This window comes from Thiorhodococcus minor (genome assembly GCF_010820565.1).
Classification (GTDB): Bacteria; Pseudomonadota; Gammaproteobacteria; order Chromatiales; family Chromatiaceae; genus Thiorhodococcus; species Thiorhodococcus minor.
In genome coordinates, this window is record NZ_JAAIJQ010000039.1 from 37981 (window position 1) to 54211 (window position 16231).

Annotated in this window: 10 protein-coding genes; all 10 read left to right on the top strand. The window is 63.3% G+C overall.

Annotated elements, in window-relative coordinates:
- Positions 1-111: 111 nt before the first annotated feature.
- Positions 112-546 (top strand): 50S ribosomal protein L11, encoded by a 435-nt coding sequence (rplK, locus tag G3446_RS14050; protein WP_164453457.1) that lies wholly within the window; start codon positions 112-114, stop codon positions 544-546.
- Positions 546-1241: a 50S ribosomal protein L1 gene (gene rplA / locus G3446_RS14055; RefSeq protein ID WP_164453458.1), complete on the top strand. Its 696-nt coding sequence runs from the start codon at positions 546-548 to the stop codon at positions 1239-1241. Before rplK ends, rplA begins: the two co-directional genes overlap by 1 nt.
- 393 nt (positions 1242-1634) lie before the next feature.
- The gene (rplJ, locus tag G3446_RS14060) at positions 1635-2162 is read left to right on the top strand and encodes a 50S ribosomal protein L10 (RefSeq protein WP_164453470.1); all 528 of its coding nucleotides are present in this window, start codon (positions 1635-1637) and stop codon (positions 2160-2162) included.
- Between the two features lie 58 nt (positions 2163-2220).
- Entirely contained in the window at positions 2221-2601 is a 381-nt protein-coding gene (gene rplL / locus G3446_RS14065) for a 50S ribosomal protein L7/L12 (protein WP_164453459.1), read from the top strand.
- Between the two features lie 231 nt (positions 2602-2832).
- On the top strand, positions 2833-7014 hold the full coding sequence (rpoB, locus tag G3446_RS14070; protein ID WP_164453460.1) for a DNA-directed RNA polymerase subunit beta: 4182 nt from the start codon (positions 2833-2835) through the stop codon (positions 7012-7014).
- Positions 7015-7142: 128 nt separating this feature from the next.
- The gene (gene rpoC, locus G3446_RS14075) at positions 7143-11672 is read left to right on the top strand and encodes a DNA-directed RNA polymerase subunit beta' (protein ID WP_164453461.1); all 4530 of its coding nucleotides are present in this window, start codon (positions 7143-7145) and stop codon (positions 11670-11672) included.
- Between the two features lie 273 nt (positions 11673-11945).
- A complete protein-coding gene (gene rpsL / locus G3446_RS14080) occupies positions 11946-12320 on the top strand; it encodes a 30S ribosomal protein S12 (RefSeq protein ID WP_164453462.1) in 375 nt (124 codons plus the stop codon).
- Positions 12321-12373: 53 nt separating this feature from the next.
- Positions 12374-12844: a 30S ribosomal protein S7 gene (gene rpsG / locus G3446_RS14085; protein ID WP_164453463.1), complete on the top strand. Its 471-nt coding sequence runs from the start codon at positions 12374-12376 to the stop codon at positions 12842-12844.
- 75 nt (positions 12845-12919) lie between these two features.
- Positions 12920-15016, top strand: coding sequence for an elongation factor G (fusA, locus tag G3446_RS14090; protein WP_164453464.1), 2097 nt, complete (start codon positions 12920-12922; stop codon positions 15014-15016).
- Between the two features lie 23 nt (positions 15017-15039).
- On the top strand, positions 15040-16230 hold the full coding sequence (gene tuf, locus G3446_RS14095; RefSeq protein WP_164453465.1) for an elongation factor Tu: 1191 nt from the start codon (positions 15040-15042) through the stop codon (positions 16228-16230).
- The last annotated feature ends 1 nt before the right edge of the window (position 16231 follow it).

A 16231-nucleotide genomic window follows, 5' to 3' on the forward strand; every position in this document is an offset into this window, starting at 1 on the left:
CGGCCAGATCTCTTGAGCCGGGTCTGGCTGATTTGATAGCCCCGAGTGGGTTCATTGTATGGGGAGCCAGTCCGCGCATGCGCTGGCGCTAGCACCCATTGGAGAAACATTGTGGCAAAGAAAATTTCTGCCTACATCAAGCTGCAGGTGAAGGCCGGCGAGGCCAATCCGAGTCCGCCCGTCGGTCCTGCGCTTGGTCAGCATGGCGTCAACATCATGGAGTTCTGCAAGGCGTTCAATGCGCGCACGCAAGAGCTCGAGAAGGGGATGCCCATCCCAGTGGTCATTACGGTCTACTCCGACCGTAGCTTCACCTTCATTACCAAGACTCCGCCGGCGGCGATTCTTCTGAAGAAGGCGGCCGGTATTGCCAAGGGCAGCTCGACTCCGAATACGGTCAAGGTCGGCACGGTCACGCGCGAGCAGCTCGAGCAGATCGCGACGACTAAGATGCCGGATCTGACTGCGGCGGATATGGATGCGGCAGTGCGCACCATTGCCGGCAGCGCGCGTGCGATGGGTCTGAATGTCGAGGGGGTTAACTGATGGCAGCTCTATCCAAGCGCATTCGTGCGATTCGTGAGCGTCTGGAGCCTGGAAAGCTGTATCCGGCGGAAGAGGCCTTTACGCTTCTCAAGGAAGTCTCTCAGGTCAAGTTCGTCGAGAGCATCGACGTGGCCGTCAATCTCGGCGTCGATCCCCGTAAGTCGGACCAGGTCGTCCGGGGCTCGACCGTCTTGCCTCATGGTATCGGCAAGACGGTACGTGTCGCCGTATTCGCCCAGGGTGCCGCGGCTGATGCCGCGACCGAGGCTGGCGCCGATCGTGTCGGCTTCGAGGATCTGGCGGAGGAGATGAAGGCGGGTCAGCTCAACTATGATGTCGTCATCGCCGCTCCAGATGCCATGCGAGTCGTGGGTCAGCTGGGCAAGATCCTCGGTCCGCGCGGCTTGATGCCGAACCCCAAGGTCGGGACGGTCACGCCTGATGTGGCTCAGGCAGTGAACAACGCCAAGGCCGGTCAGGTGCGCTACCGGACCGACAAAGCAGGCATCATCCACTGTCCGCTCGGCAAGGCCGATTTCGACCCGGACAAGCTACGTGAAAATCTCGAGGCCCTGCTCGCGAACCTGATGAAGGCCAAGCCGAGCGCGGCGAAGGGTGTCTACATGAAGCGGGTCACTGTCTCCAGCACCATGGGGCCCGGGGTAATCGTCGACCATTCGGCCTTGACCTTCTAAAGGCTAGGGCTTCTAAGGCGATTGCCGGCGCGTCGCGCCGGGTGTGGAGCGGTGTCGACGCGGATACTTCTGGCACAGCTCCCAGTCTTTTTCGTTCGCCCCGGTGCTGGGATGACTGGGGCTGGGCGTTGCAGGCGGTCTCGATAAGATGGGCCGCCTGAATCTTTGAGGTCTCGGCAATGGCTGGAGGCCGTCAAAGACCGCAGGTGCCATAGCGCCCAGAGGGACAGGGGTGCTATGGCTTAATCGAGGTTACGCCTGCGCAGACGGTGCTCCGGATTCAGATCCAACGCTGATGAAGGTGCACGACTCAGACGGAGGCGCCGCCGCTGGATGCGGCTGTCTCTCCACCGCCCGGCACTCGCCGGGCTACATGTGAAAGAGGTGACGACTATGGCGCTTAATTTCGCGCAAAAAGAAGCAATCGTCGCCGAAGTCGCGGAAGTCGCTAAGACCGCTTACTCGGCCATCGGGGCCGAGTACAGGGGCTTGACAGTCGAGCAGCTCACTAAGCTTCGCGTCGAAGCGCGCAATGCTGGTGTCTATGTTCGCGTGGTCAAGAATACCCTGGCGCGGCGCGCGCTGGAAGGGACGGATTTCGCCTGCATGCAGGAGGGGCTCACCGGCCCCATGATCCTTGCATTCTCGCAGGAGGATCCGGGCTCTGCGGCACGCGTCCTCGAGGCCTTTGCGAAGGAGCACGACAAGTTTCAGGTACGCCTCGTCGCCTTGAGCGGCAAGCTGCTGGACCCCTCCGAAATCGGCAATCTCGCGAAGATGCCGACCTACGAAGAGGCGATCAGCATACTGATGGCGACCATGAAGGCTCCGGTGCAAAAACTCGCAGCGACCATCAACGAGGTGCCGGGCAAGCTCGTCCGCACCATTGCCGCGGTTCGCGATGCCAAAGAGGCGGCCTAATCGGCAGTCTCCATTCATCAGCAATCCGATCTATAGTCTTAAGTTCTAGGAGAAGACCATGGCCGTTTCGAAAGACGAGATTCTCGAAGCGATTGGCAACATGACCGTGCTCGAGGTCGTCGACCTCATCAGCGCGATGGAAGAGAAGTTCGGCGTGACCGCCGCTGCCGCAATGGTCGCTGCCGCGCCTGGCGCTGGCGGTGGCGACGCCGCGCCCGCCGAAGAGCAGACCGAGTTCGACGTCGTGCTCGCGTCCTTCGGCTCCAACAAGGTTGGCGTCATCAAGGCCGTGCGCGGCATTACGGGTCTGGGCCTGAAGGAGGCCAAGGACGCCGTTGAAGGCGCTCCGACCACGCTGAAGGAAGGCGTTTCCAAGGAAGAGGCCGAAGAGGCCAAGAAGCAGCTCGAAGAGGCTGGCGCTACTGTCGAAGTCAAGTAACGGCGCATTGCGTCGCAAGCTTTTCGACCAAGCGAAGAGGCTGGCGGCTGAGAGCCGCCGGCCTTTTCCCGCTGGGCTCGGCGAGCTCAGCAAGGAATTCTGCCTTGGGCGGTGGGGCGGCAGCCGCGCCGACCGAGGTACCGGATCGATGCTCGTTCCAAGCCGTCCGCAATCTGCACCCGTGTCCGCGTCCTGTCAGGGACCCACGCAAGCACCTCGAGGGAAGGCATAATGGCCTATTCGTTCACCGAAAAAAAGCGCATTCGCAAAGACTTCGGCAAGCGTCCCAGTATTCTGGACGTGCCGTTTCTATTGGCGACGCAGATCAACTCCTACAAAGAGTTCCTGCAGGCCGATAGCGCGCCCAAGGATCGTGCGGACATGGGGCTGCACGCCGCCTTCCAGTCCGTCTTCCCGATCGAGAGCTACTCGGGCAATGCTGTCCTCGAGTACGTCAAGTACCGCCTCGGCGAGCCCGTCTTCGACGAGCGCGAGTGTCACCTGCGCGGCGCGACCTTCGCGGCGCCCCTGCGCGTGCTGCTGCGTCTGGTCATCTACGACAAGGAGGCGCCTGCCGGCTCCAAGGTGGTCAAGGACATCCGCGAGCAAGAGGTCTACATGGGCGAGCTGCCGCTCATGACCGAGACGGGTACCTTCATTATCAATGGTACCGAGCGGGTCATCGTCTCCCAGCTCCATCGCTCGCCGGGCGTCTTCTTCGATCACGACAAGGGCAAGACCCACTCCTCGGGCAAGCTGCTCTTCTCCGCGCGCGTCATCCCCTACCGCGGCTCCTGGCTCGACTTCGAGTTCGATCCCAAGGACAACGTCTTCGTGCGTATCGACCGCAGGCGCAAGCTGCCGGCAACCGTGCTGCTGCGCGCGCTCGGCTACGGCGTCGAGGAGATCCTCGGGCGCTTCTTCGAGACCGATACCTTCCGCATCAAGGACCGCACGGTCAGGCTCGACCTGGTGCCCGAGCGCCTGCGTGGCGAGACCGTCGGCTTCGATGTCAAGATCGGCGACGATCTCCTGGTCGAATCTGGCCGCCGCGTGACGGCGCGTCACATCCGCGAGCTGCAGAAGGCTGGCGTCGAGCGACTGGAAGTGCCTGCCGAGTTCCTCATCGGGCGCACCCTCGCCCACGCGCATGTCGATACCGATACCGGCGAGGTCTTCGCGGAGGCCAACGAGCAGATCACCGCCGAGCTGTTGGAAGCCCTCTTCGCTAAGGGAGTGGAGACCCTAGAGACGCTCTTCGTGAACGATCTCGACCAGGGCCCCTATATCTCAGAGACCCTGAGGATCGACCCGACCACCAACGATCTCGAGGCGCAGGTCGAGATCTACCGCATGATGCGTCCGGGCGAGCCTCCGACCAAGGAGGCCGCGCAGAACCTTTTCCACAACCTCTTTTTCACGCCCGACCGCTACGACCTCTCGGCCGTGGGCCGCATGAAGTTCAATCGCCGGCTGGGGCGTCCGACGGAAGAGGGGCCGGGCGTCATCTATGACGGGCGCTACTTCAGCGGCCGCACGGATGAGTTTTCCAAGGGTTTGCTCGAGGCGCAGGGCGAGGGTGTCTCGGACATCATCGATGCCCTCAAGGTGCTGGTCGAGCTGCGCAATGGACGCGGCACGGTCGACGACATCGACCACCTCGGCAACCGCCGCATCCGCTGTGTCGGCGAGATGGCGGAGAACCAGTTCCGCGTCGGTCTGGTGCGTGTCGAGCGCGCCGTCAAGGAGCGCCTCTCCTTGGCAGAGTCAGAGGGCCTGATGCCGCAAGAGCTGATCAACGCCAAGCCGGTCTCGGCGGCGATCAAGGAGTTCTTCGGCTCCAGTCAGCTCTCCCAGTTCATGGACCAGAACAATCCGCTGTCCGAGGTCACCCACAAGCGTCGTGTCTCGGCGCTGGGTCCGGGCGGTCTGGCGCGCGAGCGTGCCGGCTTCGAGGTGCGCGACGTCCATCCGACGCACTATGGCCGCGTCTGTCCGATCGAGACCCCTGAAGGTCCGAACATCGGCCTGATCAACTCGCTGGCGGTCTTCGCCCGCACCAACTCCTACGGCTTCCTCGAGACGCCCTACCGCAAGGTCGAGGGTGGTCGCGTCACCGATGAGATCAACTACCTCTCGGCCATCGAGGAGGGCAACTACGTCATCGCCCAGGCGAACGCGACCCTCGACGAGGGCGGCGTGCTCAGCGATGCCCTGGTGTCTTGCCGGCACGCGAACGAGTTCACCATGCGTCCGCCGGAAGAGGTCCAGTACATGGACGTCTCGCCGCGTCAGATCGTCTCGGTCGCGGCATCGCTCATCCCCTTCCTCGAGCACGACGACGCCAACCGCGCCCTCATGGGCTCGAACATGCAGCGCCAGGCGGTTCCGACCTTGCGCGCCGAGAAGCCACTGGTCGGCACCGGCATGGAGCGCGTGGTGGCCAAGGACTCGGGGGTCTGCGTGGTGGCGCGGCGCGGCGGCGTGATCGAGTCGGTCGATGCCGCCCGTATCGTGGTGCGCGTCAACGACGACGAGGCGATGAAGACGCCTGAAGTGCCTGGCGTCGACATCTACAACCTGACCAAGTACACCCGTTCGAACCAGAACACCTGCATCAACCAGCGCCCGCTGGTGAAGCCGGGTGATGTGGTCGCGCGCCGCGACGTCTTGGCTGACGGCCCCTCGACCGACATGGGGGAGCTAGCCTTGGGGCAGAACCTGCGTGTCGCCTTCATGTGCTGGAACGGCTACAACTTCGAGGATTCCATCCTCATCTCCGAGCGCGTGGTGCAGGAAGACCGCTTCACCAGCATCCACATCGAGGAGCTGTCTTGCCTGGCGCGGGACACCAAGCTGGGTCCGGAAGAGATCTCCGGCGATATCCCCAACGTCGGCGAGTCCGCGCTCTCCAAGCTCGACGAGTCCGGCATCGTCTACGTCGGTGCCGAGGTGCGCGATGGCGACATCCTGGTCGGAAAGGTCACGCCCAAGGGCGAGACCCAGCTGACTCCGGAAGAGAAGCTGCTGCGTGCCATCTTCGGCGAGAAGGCCTCGGACGTGAAGGATACCTCGCTGCGTCTGCCCTCGGGCATGAGCGGCACCGTGGTCGACGTTCAAGTCTTTACGCGCGACGGCGTGGAGAAGGACAAGCGTGCCCTGCAGATCGAGGAGATGGAGCTGGATCGTGTCCGTAAGGACTTTGCGGATCAGCAGCGCATCATGGAGAACGACACCTTCGATCGCGTCGAAAAGATGTTGATTGGCAAGGTGGCGGACGGCGGCCCGGCCAATCTGCGCCCGGGCTCGACGATCACCAAGGAATATCTGGACGAGCTCAAGGCCAAGTCCTCGCGCGACGCCTGGCTCGAGATCCGCATGCAGGAGGAGGAGATCGCCGCGCAGCTCGAGGCCGTTGCCGCGCAGGTGAAGCAGCAGCGCGAGGAATTCCGCGAGCGCTACGAGGTCAAGAAGAGGAAGATCTCCAGCGGCGACGACCTTGCGCCCGGCGTGCTCAAGATGGTCAAAGTCTATGTGGCCGTAAAGCGCCGCATCCAGCCCGGTGACAAGATGGCTGGCCGTCACGGAAACAAGGGTGTCATCTCCAAGGTCGTGCCGGTGGAGGACATGCCGTTCTCCGCCGACGGCGTCCCGGTCGACATCGTGCTGAATCCGCTCGGTGTGCCATCGCGCATGAACGTGGGGCAGGTCCTGGAGACGCACCTCGGCTGGGCGGCGAACGGGCTTGGCGACAGGATCAATCGCATGCTCAAGCAGCAGGCTGCCGTCGCCGAGCTGCGCGACTTCTTGGAGCAGGTCTACAACACCAGCGGCAAGCAAGAGGATTTGGCCTCCTTCTCGGACGACGAGGTGATCACGCTGGCGCGCAATCTGATCAAGGGTGTGCCCCTGGCAACCCCGGTCTTCGATGGCGCAACCGAGGAAGAGATCAAGGCCATGCTGAAGCTGGCCGAGCGCGACAACACAGCCCAAGGTGTCCCGAGCGGTCAGACGATTCTCTTCGACGGGCGCTCCGGCGATCAGTTCGAGCGGCCCGTCACCGTCGGCTACATGTACATGATCAAGCTGAACCACCTGGTCGACGACAAGATGCACGCGCGCTCGACCGGTCCCTACAGTCTGGTCACGCAGCAGCCGCTGGGCGGTAAGGCGCAGTTCGGCGGGCAGCGCTTCGGGGAGATGGAGGTCTGGGCGCTCGAGGCCTACGGCGCCTCCTACACGCTGCAGGAGATGCTCACCGTCAAGTCCGACGACGTCAACGGTCGTACCAAGATGTACAAGAACATCGTCGACGGCGACCACCGCATGGAGGCGGGCATGCCCGAGTCCTTCAATGTGCTGGTCAAGGAGATCCGCTCGCTCGGCATCAACGTGGAGCTTCAACAGGACTAGCGGGCGCGTCCGGGCATGGTGCCGTATGACCCATGCCCGGGACCGCCGAAGCTCATACGTTGCCGCGATGGGTGTCGCCACAGCTCTACCCATCCCAAGCCGGTTATCCCAGGCAGGAGATTAAGGTCTTGAAAGATCTACTTAAAATCATCAAGCAACAGGGCCAGGCGCTCGAGTTCGACGCGATCAAGATCGGACTTGCCTCTCCCGAGATGATCCGTTCCTGGTCCTATGGCGAGGTCAAGAAGCCCGAGACCATCAACTACCGCACCTTCAAGCCGGAGCGGGACGGGCTCTTCTGCGCCAAGATCTTCGGACCCATCACCGACTACGAGTGCATCTGCGGCAAGTACAAGCGCCTCAAGCACCGCGGCGTCGTCTGCGAGAAGTGCGGCGTCGAGGTCACGCTGGCCAAGGTGCGCCGCGAGCGCATGGGCCACATCGACCTGGCCAGCCCGGTCGCGCACATCTGGTTTCTCAAGTCGCTGCCGTCGCGCATCGGTCTGCTGCTCGACATGACGCTGCGCGACATCGAGCGCATCCTCTACTTCGAGTCCTTCGTGGTCATCGATCCCGGCCTGGTTCAGGATCTCGAGCGCGGCCAGCTGCTCAACGACGAACAGTACCTGGAGGCCCTCGAGGCCAACGGTGACGAGTTCGACGCGCGCATGGGCGCCGAGGCGGTCTTCGAGCTGCTGCGCACCATCGACATGGCGGCCGAGATCCGCAAGATGCGCGAGGAGATCGAGGGCACCAACTCCGAGACCAAGATCAAGAAGCTCTCCAAGCGGCTCAAGCTGATGGAGTCCTTGCTCGCGTCCGGCAACAAGCCCGAGTGGATGATCCTGACGGTCTTGCCGGTGCTCCCGCCCGAGCTGCGTCCGCTGGTCCCGCTGGACGGCGGGCGCTTCGCGACCTCGGACCTGAACGATCTCTACCGTCGCGTCATCAACCGCAACAACCGCCTCAAGCGGCTGCTGGATCTGGTCGCGCCGGACATCATCGTGCGCAACGAGAAGCGCATGCTGCAGGAGTCGGTCGACGCCCTGCTGGACAACGGCCGCCGTGGCCGCGCCATCACCGGCACCAACAAGCGCCCGCTCAAGTCGCTCGCCGACATGATCAAGGGCAAGCAGGGGCGCTTCCGTCAGAACCTGCTCGGCAAGCGTGTCGACTACTCGGGCCGCTCGGTCATCGTGGTGGGTCCGACCCTCATGCTGCATCAGTGCGGTCTGCCCAAGCGCATGGCCCTAGAGCTGTTCAAGCCCTTCATCTTCAGCAAGCTGCAGCTGCGCGGCCAGGCGGCCACCATCAAGGCCGCCAAGAAGATGGTCGAGCGCGGCACGGCCGAGGTCTGGGACATCCTCGAGGAGGTCATCCGCGAGCACCCGGTCATGCTCAACCGCGCGCCGACGCTGCACCGTCTGGGCATCCAGGCGTTCGAGCCCGTGCTCATCGAGGGCAAGGCCATCCAGCTCCATCCGCTGGTCTGTACTGCCTTCAACGCCGACTTCGACGGCGACCAGATGGCCGTGCATGTGCCGCTCTCGCTGGAGGCCCAGCTCGAGGCGCGCGCGCTCATGATGGCCTCGAACAACATCCTCTCGCCCGCGAACGGCGAGCCCATCATCGTGCCCTCGCAGGACGTGGTCTTGGGTCTGTACTACATGACCCGCGAGCGCGTGAGCGCGAAGGGCGAGGGCAGCTTGTTCGCCGACATCGACGAGGCGCGCCGCGCCTACGAGACCGGGCAGGCCGATCTGCACGCACGCTGCCGGGTGCGCATCCGCGAGGTGATCAAGGACAAGGACGGCTCGGTGCGCAAGGTCACCAGCGTCAAGGAGACGACCTTGGGGCGGGCCCTGGTCTACGCGATCGTGCCGAAGGGGCTGCCTTTCGAGCTGGTCGATCGGCCGATGGGCAAGAAGCAGATCTCGCTGCTGATCAACATCTGCTACCGCCGCTTGGGTCTCAAGGATACCGTGGTCTTCGCCGACCAGATCATGTATCTGGGCTTCCGCATGGCCACCAAGGCCGGTGTCTCCATCGGACTGGAGGACATGGAGGTTCCGACCGACGCGCACGACATGAAGATGGACAAGGGCGCCTTGCTCGCGGCGGCCGAGGCCGAGGTCAAGGAGATCCAGGAGCAATACGCCTCGGGTCTCGTCACCAACGGCGAGCGCTACAACAAGGTGGTCGACATCTGGTCGCGCACCAACGACCAGGTCGCCAAGGCCATGATGGCCAAGCTCGGCACCGACACCGCGGGCGCCAGTGTCGCCTACGAGGCCGAGCGGCTCGTCAGCGAGTATCGCCAGGCCGTGATGGGCGTGATAGAGGACGACAAGCGCGACCTCATGCGCGGCATCTTCGGCGATTGGCAGGGCGAGCTGAAGGGAGTCTGCTCTCTGCTCGCTGCCGGCAGCATGGCGGAGGAGGAGCTCGCGGCCAAGGTCGACGCCCTGACCGAGAGCTATCGCGGCAAGGTGCTGGAGCACATCGATCTCGAGCAGATCAAGGCCCAGGGTGCGAAGGATCGCATTGCCGACGGATTGAAGGACGGCAAGTCGCGCATCGCCGCCGAGCGCAAGCAAGACTCCTTCAATTCCATCTACATGATGGCCAACTCAGGTGCGCGAGGCTCGGCCCAGCAGATTCGTCAGCTAGCGGGTATGCGCGGCCTCATGGCCAAGCCGGACGGGTCCATCATCGAGACGCCGATCACCGCGAACTTCCGCGAGGGTCTGAACGTCATCCAGTACTTCATCTCGACCCACGGCGCGCGGAAGGGCCTCGCGGACACGGCGTTGAAGACCGCCAACTCCGGTTATCTCACGCGCCGTCTGGTGGATGTCGCGCAGGACATGGTCGTGCTCGAGGAGGACTGCGGCACCGACGAAGGCCTGTTGATGTCGCCCATCATCGAGGGTGGCGACGTGGTCGAGCCGCTGCGCGAGCGTATCCTCGGGCGCGTCTGCGCCATCGACGTCTATCGTCCGGGCACGGATGAGCTGGTCTGCGAGGCAGGTACGCTCTTGGACGAGGGCTGGGTCGAGCGCTTCGAGGAGGTCGGTATCGACCAGGTGCGCGTGCGCTCGCCCATTACCTGCGAGTCTCGGGTCGGTGTCTGTGCCCAATGCTACGGGCGCGACCTCGCGCGTGGGCACCGCGTCAACATGGGCGAGGCCGTCGGCGTCATCGCCGCGCAGTCCATCGGCGAGCCCGGCACGCAGCTGACGATGCGGACCTTCCACATCGGTGGCGCGGCGTCCCGAGCCGCGGCGGTCAACAGCATCGAGATCAAGAACAGCGGCTCGGCGCGGCTGCACAACATCAAGACGGTGCAGCACCACTCCGGCAACCTGGTCGCGGTCTCGCGCTCCGGCGAGCTGACCGTGGTCGACGAGCGCGGCATGGAGAAGGAGCGCTACAAGGTGCCCTATGGTGCGACGCTGCGTGTCGCCGACGGCGACGCCGTCAAGCCGGGCGACGTGGTGGCGAACTGGGATCCGCACACCCACCCGGTGGTCACCGAGGTGGCCGGTAAGCTGGAGTTCGAGGACTTCATCGAGGGCGTGACGGTTCAGGGACAGGTCGACGACGTCACAGGTCTGACCTCGCTGGTCGTCATCGACCCCAAGCAGCGTCCGGCCTCCGGCAAAGACCTGCGCCCCATGGTCAAGCTGCTCGACGAGAACGGCAATGAGCTCAATATCGCCGGCACGGACCTGCCGGCGCGCTACGCCCTCTCCTCGGGCGCCATCGTCAGCGTCTCCCACGGGGCAGAGGTCGGCGTGGGTGACATCCTCGCGCGTATTCCGCAGGAGTCCAGTAAGACCCGTGACATCACGGGTGGTCTGCCGCGGGTCGCCGACCTCTTCGAGGCGCGCAAGCCGAAAGAGCCGGCGCTCCTGGCCGAAGCCAGCGGCACGGTCAGCTTCGGTAAGGACACCAAGGGCAAGCAGCGTCTCATCATCACCAAGGACGATGGTGAGACGGTCGAGGAGCTGATCCCGAAGTGGCGGCACGTCAATGTCTTCGAGGGCGAGCGCGTGGAGCGCGGTGAGGTGATCGCCGATGGCGAGCTGTCGTCGCACGACATCCTGCGTCTCAAGGGCGTGACCGCCTTGGCGGAGTATCTCGTCAAGGAGATCCAGGACGTCTACCGTCTGCAGGGCGTGAAGATCAACGACAAGCACATCGAGGTCATCGTGCGCCAGATGCTGCGCAAGGTCGAGGTCACGGCGCCCGGAGACACGACCCTGCTGCGTGGCGAGCAGGTCGAGCACTCGCATCTTCTCGATGAGAACAATCGGGCTGCGGCCGAAGGCAAGCAGCCGGCGCTCTTCGATCCGCTGCTGCTGGGGATCACCAAGGCCTCGCTGGCGACGGAGTCCTTCATCTCCGCGGCCTCCTTCCAGGAAACGACGCGCGTGCTCACCGAGGCCGCCGTGCGCGGCTCGACGGATCGTCTGACGGGACTGAAGGAGAACGTCATCGTCGGTCGTCTGATCCCGGCAGGCTCTGGACTCGCCTATCACCAGGAGCGGCGGCGTCAGCGTCTGGAAAGCGAGGGCGGGGCCAAGGTCGAGATGGCGGCCGAGGATCTCGAAGAGGCCTTGAAGAAGGCGCTCAATACCTCAGAGACGGAATAGGGCTACTTCGGGACCTACCTGGCCGGCATGATGGTTGTTGACATCGGCTAGGTCGGTCCCTATACTGCTCTGTCTCAGCTAGCCGGCACTCTGCCGGCTAGTCTCATTTTCGAATATCCGGTTCCTAGGTCTGGGTCTATCGCCCGGTCCCCGAGTAGGCGATCGCTTCGTGCGCGACGGCTGGCGCTTTACCAGCGCTGGCGCGATTTCGTGCAGGCTTCGTTTAGCTCTATCAGAGATTATGGCGCGAGGGCGCCGCTGGAGACTCTTTGCATGGCAACGATCAACCAACTCGTCCGCAAGCCTCGCAAGCGGAACGTGGCAAAGTCCAACGTGCCGGCGCTTGAGGCCTGCCCGCAGCGTCGTGGCGTTTGCACGCGTGTCTATACCACGACGCCCAAGAAGCCGAACTCTGCGCTGCGTAAGGTTGCGCGTGTGCGCTTGACCAATGGCTACGAGGTCGCCTCCTATATTGGTGGTGAGGGGCACAACCTCCAAGAGCACTCCGTGGTGCTGATTCGGGGCGGTCGTGTGAAGGACTTGCCGGGTGTGCGCTATCACACCGTGCGTGGAACCTTGGATACCTCTGGTGTCGAGAAGCGTCGTCAAGGTCGCTCCAAGTACGGCGCCAAGCGCCCGAAGAAGTGATTTCGCGCTGAAGCGATCAGTTACCAACGAGTCAGGTCGGAGCCTTAAAGAACATGCCGAGAAGACGCATTGCCGCCCGTCGCCAGATCCTTCCGGATCCAAAGCACGGAAGCGAGCTGTTGACCAAGTTCATCAACATGATGATGGAAGACGGCAAGAAGTCCGTTGCCGAGCGAATCATCTACAAGGCCTTGGATCAGGTTGCGGAGAAGAAGGGCGCCGAGCCTATCGAGCTGCTCGAGCAGGCGATGGAGAATGTGCGGCCCGCCGTCGAGGTCAAGTCGCGGCGCGTTGGTGGTGCGACCTATCAGGTGCCGGTCGAGGTGCGTCCGACGCGTCGCAACTCGCTGGCGATGCGCTGGCTCATCGATGCGGCCCGCAAGCGCTCCGAGAAGTCCATGGCGCAGCGGCTGGCGGGCGAGCTGATGGATGCCGCGGATGCGCGTGGCACGGCGGTCAAGAAGAAGGAAGATACGCATCGCATGGCCGAGGCGAACAAGGCCTTCTCGCATTATCGCTGGTAAGTCTCTCGCTGCGCCCTGCGGGCGCATTGTTTGTCGAGCTCTTTATTTTTCGGATTCATCAGGGCGGATTTAGTCGTGGCACGTAGCACACCCATCGAGCGGTATCGCAACCTCGGCATCATGGCGCACATCGATGCTGGGAAGACCACTACGACCGAGCGCATCCTCTTTTATACGGGGATCTCGCACAAGATCGGTGAGGTGCACGACGGTGCCGCCACCATGGACTGGATGGAGCAGGAGCAGGAGCGTGGTATCACCATCACGTCCGCTGCGACGACCTGCTTCTGGAAGGGCATGAGTCGCGAGCGCCCTGAGCACCGAATCAACATCATCGACACCCCCGGGCACGTCGACTTCACCATCGAAGTCGAGCGCTCGCTCCGCGTGCTCGATGGTGCCTGCGCCGTCTTCTGTGCTGTTGGCGGCGTCGAGCCCCAATCCGAAACGGTCTGGCGTCAGGCCGACAAATACGGCGTCCCGCGCATTGCGTTCGTCAACAAGATGGACCGCATGGGCGCCAATTTCTTCCGTGTCGTCGAGCAGGTCAAGGATCGCCTTGGCGGCAACGCCGTGCCCATCCAGGTGCCGATCGGCGCCGAAGAGGACTTTCAGGGCGTCATCGACCTCGTGAAGATGAAGGCCATTTTCTGGGACGAGGCGTCGCGCGGCACCGAGTACGAGCTCCGTGATATCCCGGAAGACCTCGTCGCGACCTGCGAAGAGTGGCGTGAAAAGATGGTCGAGGCCGCGGCCGAGGCCAGCGAAGAGCTCATGGAGAAGTACCTCGAGGGCGAGGCGCTGAGCGAAGAAGAGATCATGGCTGGTCTCCGTGCGCGCACCCTCAAGACCGAGATCGTCCCCATGATGTGTGGCTCCGCCTTCAAGAATAAGGGCGTGCAGGCCATGCTGGACGCGGTCATCGACTATATGCCTTCCCCGGTCGACGTCCCCGCGATCAAGGGCATCCTGGACGACAAGGACGAGACCGAGGCGGAGCGTCACTCCGACGACAACGAGCCCTTTGCCGCGCTCGCGTTCAAGATCGCGACCGACCCCTTCGTCGGTACCCTGACCTTCTTTCGGGTCTATTCGGGCGTGCTCAGCTCGGGCGACTCTGTCTACAACCCAGTCAAGGGTAAGAAGGAGCGCATCGGTCGCATCCTGCAGATGCACGCCAACGACCGCCAAGAGCTCAAGGAAGTGCGCGCTGGCGACATCGCGGCGGCCGTGGGTCTGAAAGACGTCACCACTGGCGACACCCTGTGCGATCTCGGGAAGGTGATCACCCTGGAGCGCATGGAGTTCCCCGAGCCGGTTATCTCGGTCGCGGTGGAGCCCAAGACCAAGAGCGACCAGGAAAAGATGGGCGTCGCCCTCTCCAAGCTGGCTCAGGAGGATCCGTCGTTCCGTGTGCGGACCGACGAAGAGTCCGGTCAGACCATCATCTCCGGCATGGGCGAGCTTCACCTCGAGATCATCGTCGACCGCATGCGGCGCGAGTTCAAGGTCGAGGCCAACGTCGGCGCTCCTCAGGTCAGCTACCGCGAGACCATTCGCGGCAGCGTCCAGCAGGAAACCAAGTTCGCCCGTCAGTCGGGCGGTCGCGGTCAGTTCGGCCATGTCTACATCAAGGTTTCTCCAATGGAGGCCGGCGGCGGTTACGAGTTCGTCAACTCTATCGTCGGAGGTGCCATTCCGAAGGAGTACATTCCTGCGGTCGACAAAGGCATTCAGGAGGCCATGCAGAACGGTATCCTGGCTGGCTTCCCCATGGTCGACGTCAAGATCGAGCTTTACGACGGCTCTTACCACGAGGTCGACTCGAGCGAAATGGCCTTCAAGATCGCGGGCTCCATGGCGATCAAGGAAGCGGCGGCCAAGGCCAAGCCAGTGCTGCTCGAGCCCATCATGAAGGTCGAAGTGGTGACGCCCGAAGAGAACATGGGCGACGTCATGGGCGACCTCAACAGCCGGCGCGGCATGATTCAAGGTATGGAAGACGCGCCCTCCGGCAAGATCATCCGTGCCGAGGTCCCGCTCTCGGAGATGTTCGGTTACGCGACCGACCTCCGTTCGGCGACCCAGGGTCGCGCGACCTACAGCATGGAGTTCGGTAAGTACAACGAGGTGCCCGCCAGCATTGCCGAAGCGGTCTCCAAGAAACAGTAATCGAGTGATTTAGGTAGAGCGGGATGTCCAAAGAAAAATTCGAGCGTAGCAAGCCACACGTCAACGTCGGTACCATCGGTCACGTCGACCACGGCAAGACCACGCTGACGGCGGCGATCACCATTCACCAGGCGAAGAAGTTTGGCGGTGAAGCGCGCGCCTACGATCAGATCGACAACGCCCCGGAAGAGCGCGAGCGCGGCATCACCATCGCCACGGCGCACGTCGAGTACGAGACCGACAATCGTCACTACGCGCACGTCGACTGCCCCGGTCACGCCGACTATGTCAAGAACATGATCACGGGTGCGGCGCAGATGGACGGCGCCATCCTGGTCTGCTCGGCGGCCGACGGCCCCATGCCCCAGACCCGCGAGCACATCCTGCTCTCGCGTCAGGTCGGTGTGCCCTACATCGTCGTCTATCTGAACAAGGCCGACATGGTCGACGACGCCGAGCTGCTCGAGCTGGTCGAGATGGAAGTGCGCGAGCTGCTCTCGAGCTACGACTTCCCGGGTGACGACACCCCGATCATCACCGGCTCGGCGAAGCTGGCGCTCGAGGGCGACGAGTCCGAGATTGGCGGTCCGTCCATCGACAAGCTGATGGAGGCGCTCGACAGCTATATCCCCGAGCCCGAGCGTGCCGTCGACGGTGCCTTCCTGATGCCGATCGAGGACGTCTTCTCCATCTCCGGTCGCGGCACCGTCGTCACCGGTCGTGTCGAGCGCGGCATCGTCAAGGTGGGTGAAGAGGTCGAGATCGTCGGCATCAAAGACACCACCAAGACCACCTGCACAGGTGTCGAGATGTTCCGCAAGCTGCTCGACCAAGGTCAGGCTGGCGACAACATCGGCGCCCTGCTGCGTGGCACCAAGCGTGAAGACGTCGAGCGCGGTCAGGTTCTGGCCAAGCCCGGCTCGATCACGCCGCACACCCACTTCGAGGCCGAAGTCTACGTGCTGAGCAAGGAAGAGGGCGGGCGTCACACGCCCTTCTTCAACGGCTATCGTCCGCAGTTCTACTTCCGCACCACCGACGTCACAGGTGCCTGCGAGCTGCCAGAGGGCATCGAGATGGTCATGCCTGGCGACAACGTCAAGATGACCGTCACGCTGATCGCGCCGATCGCGATGGAAGAGGGTCTGCGCTTCGCGGTGCGCGAGGGCGGTCGTACCGTCGGCGCTGGTGTGGTTTCCAAGATCATCGAGTAAG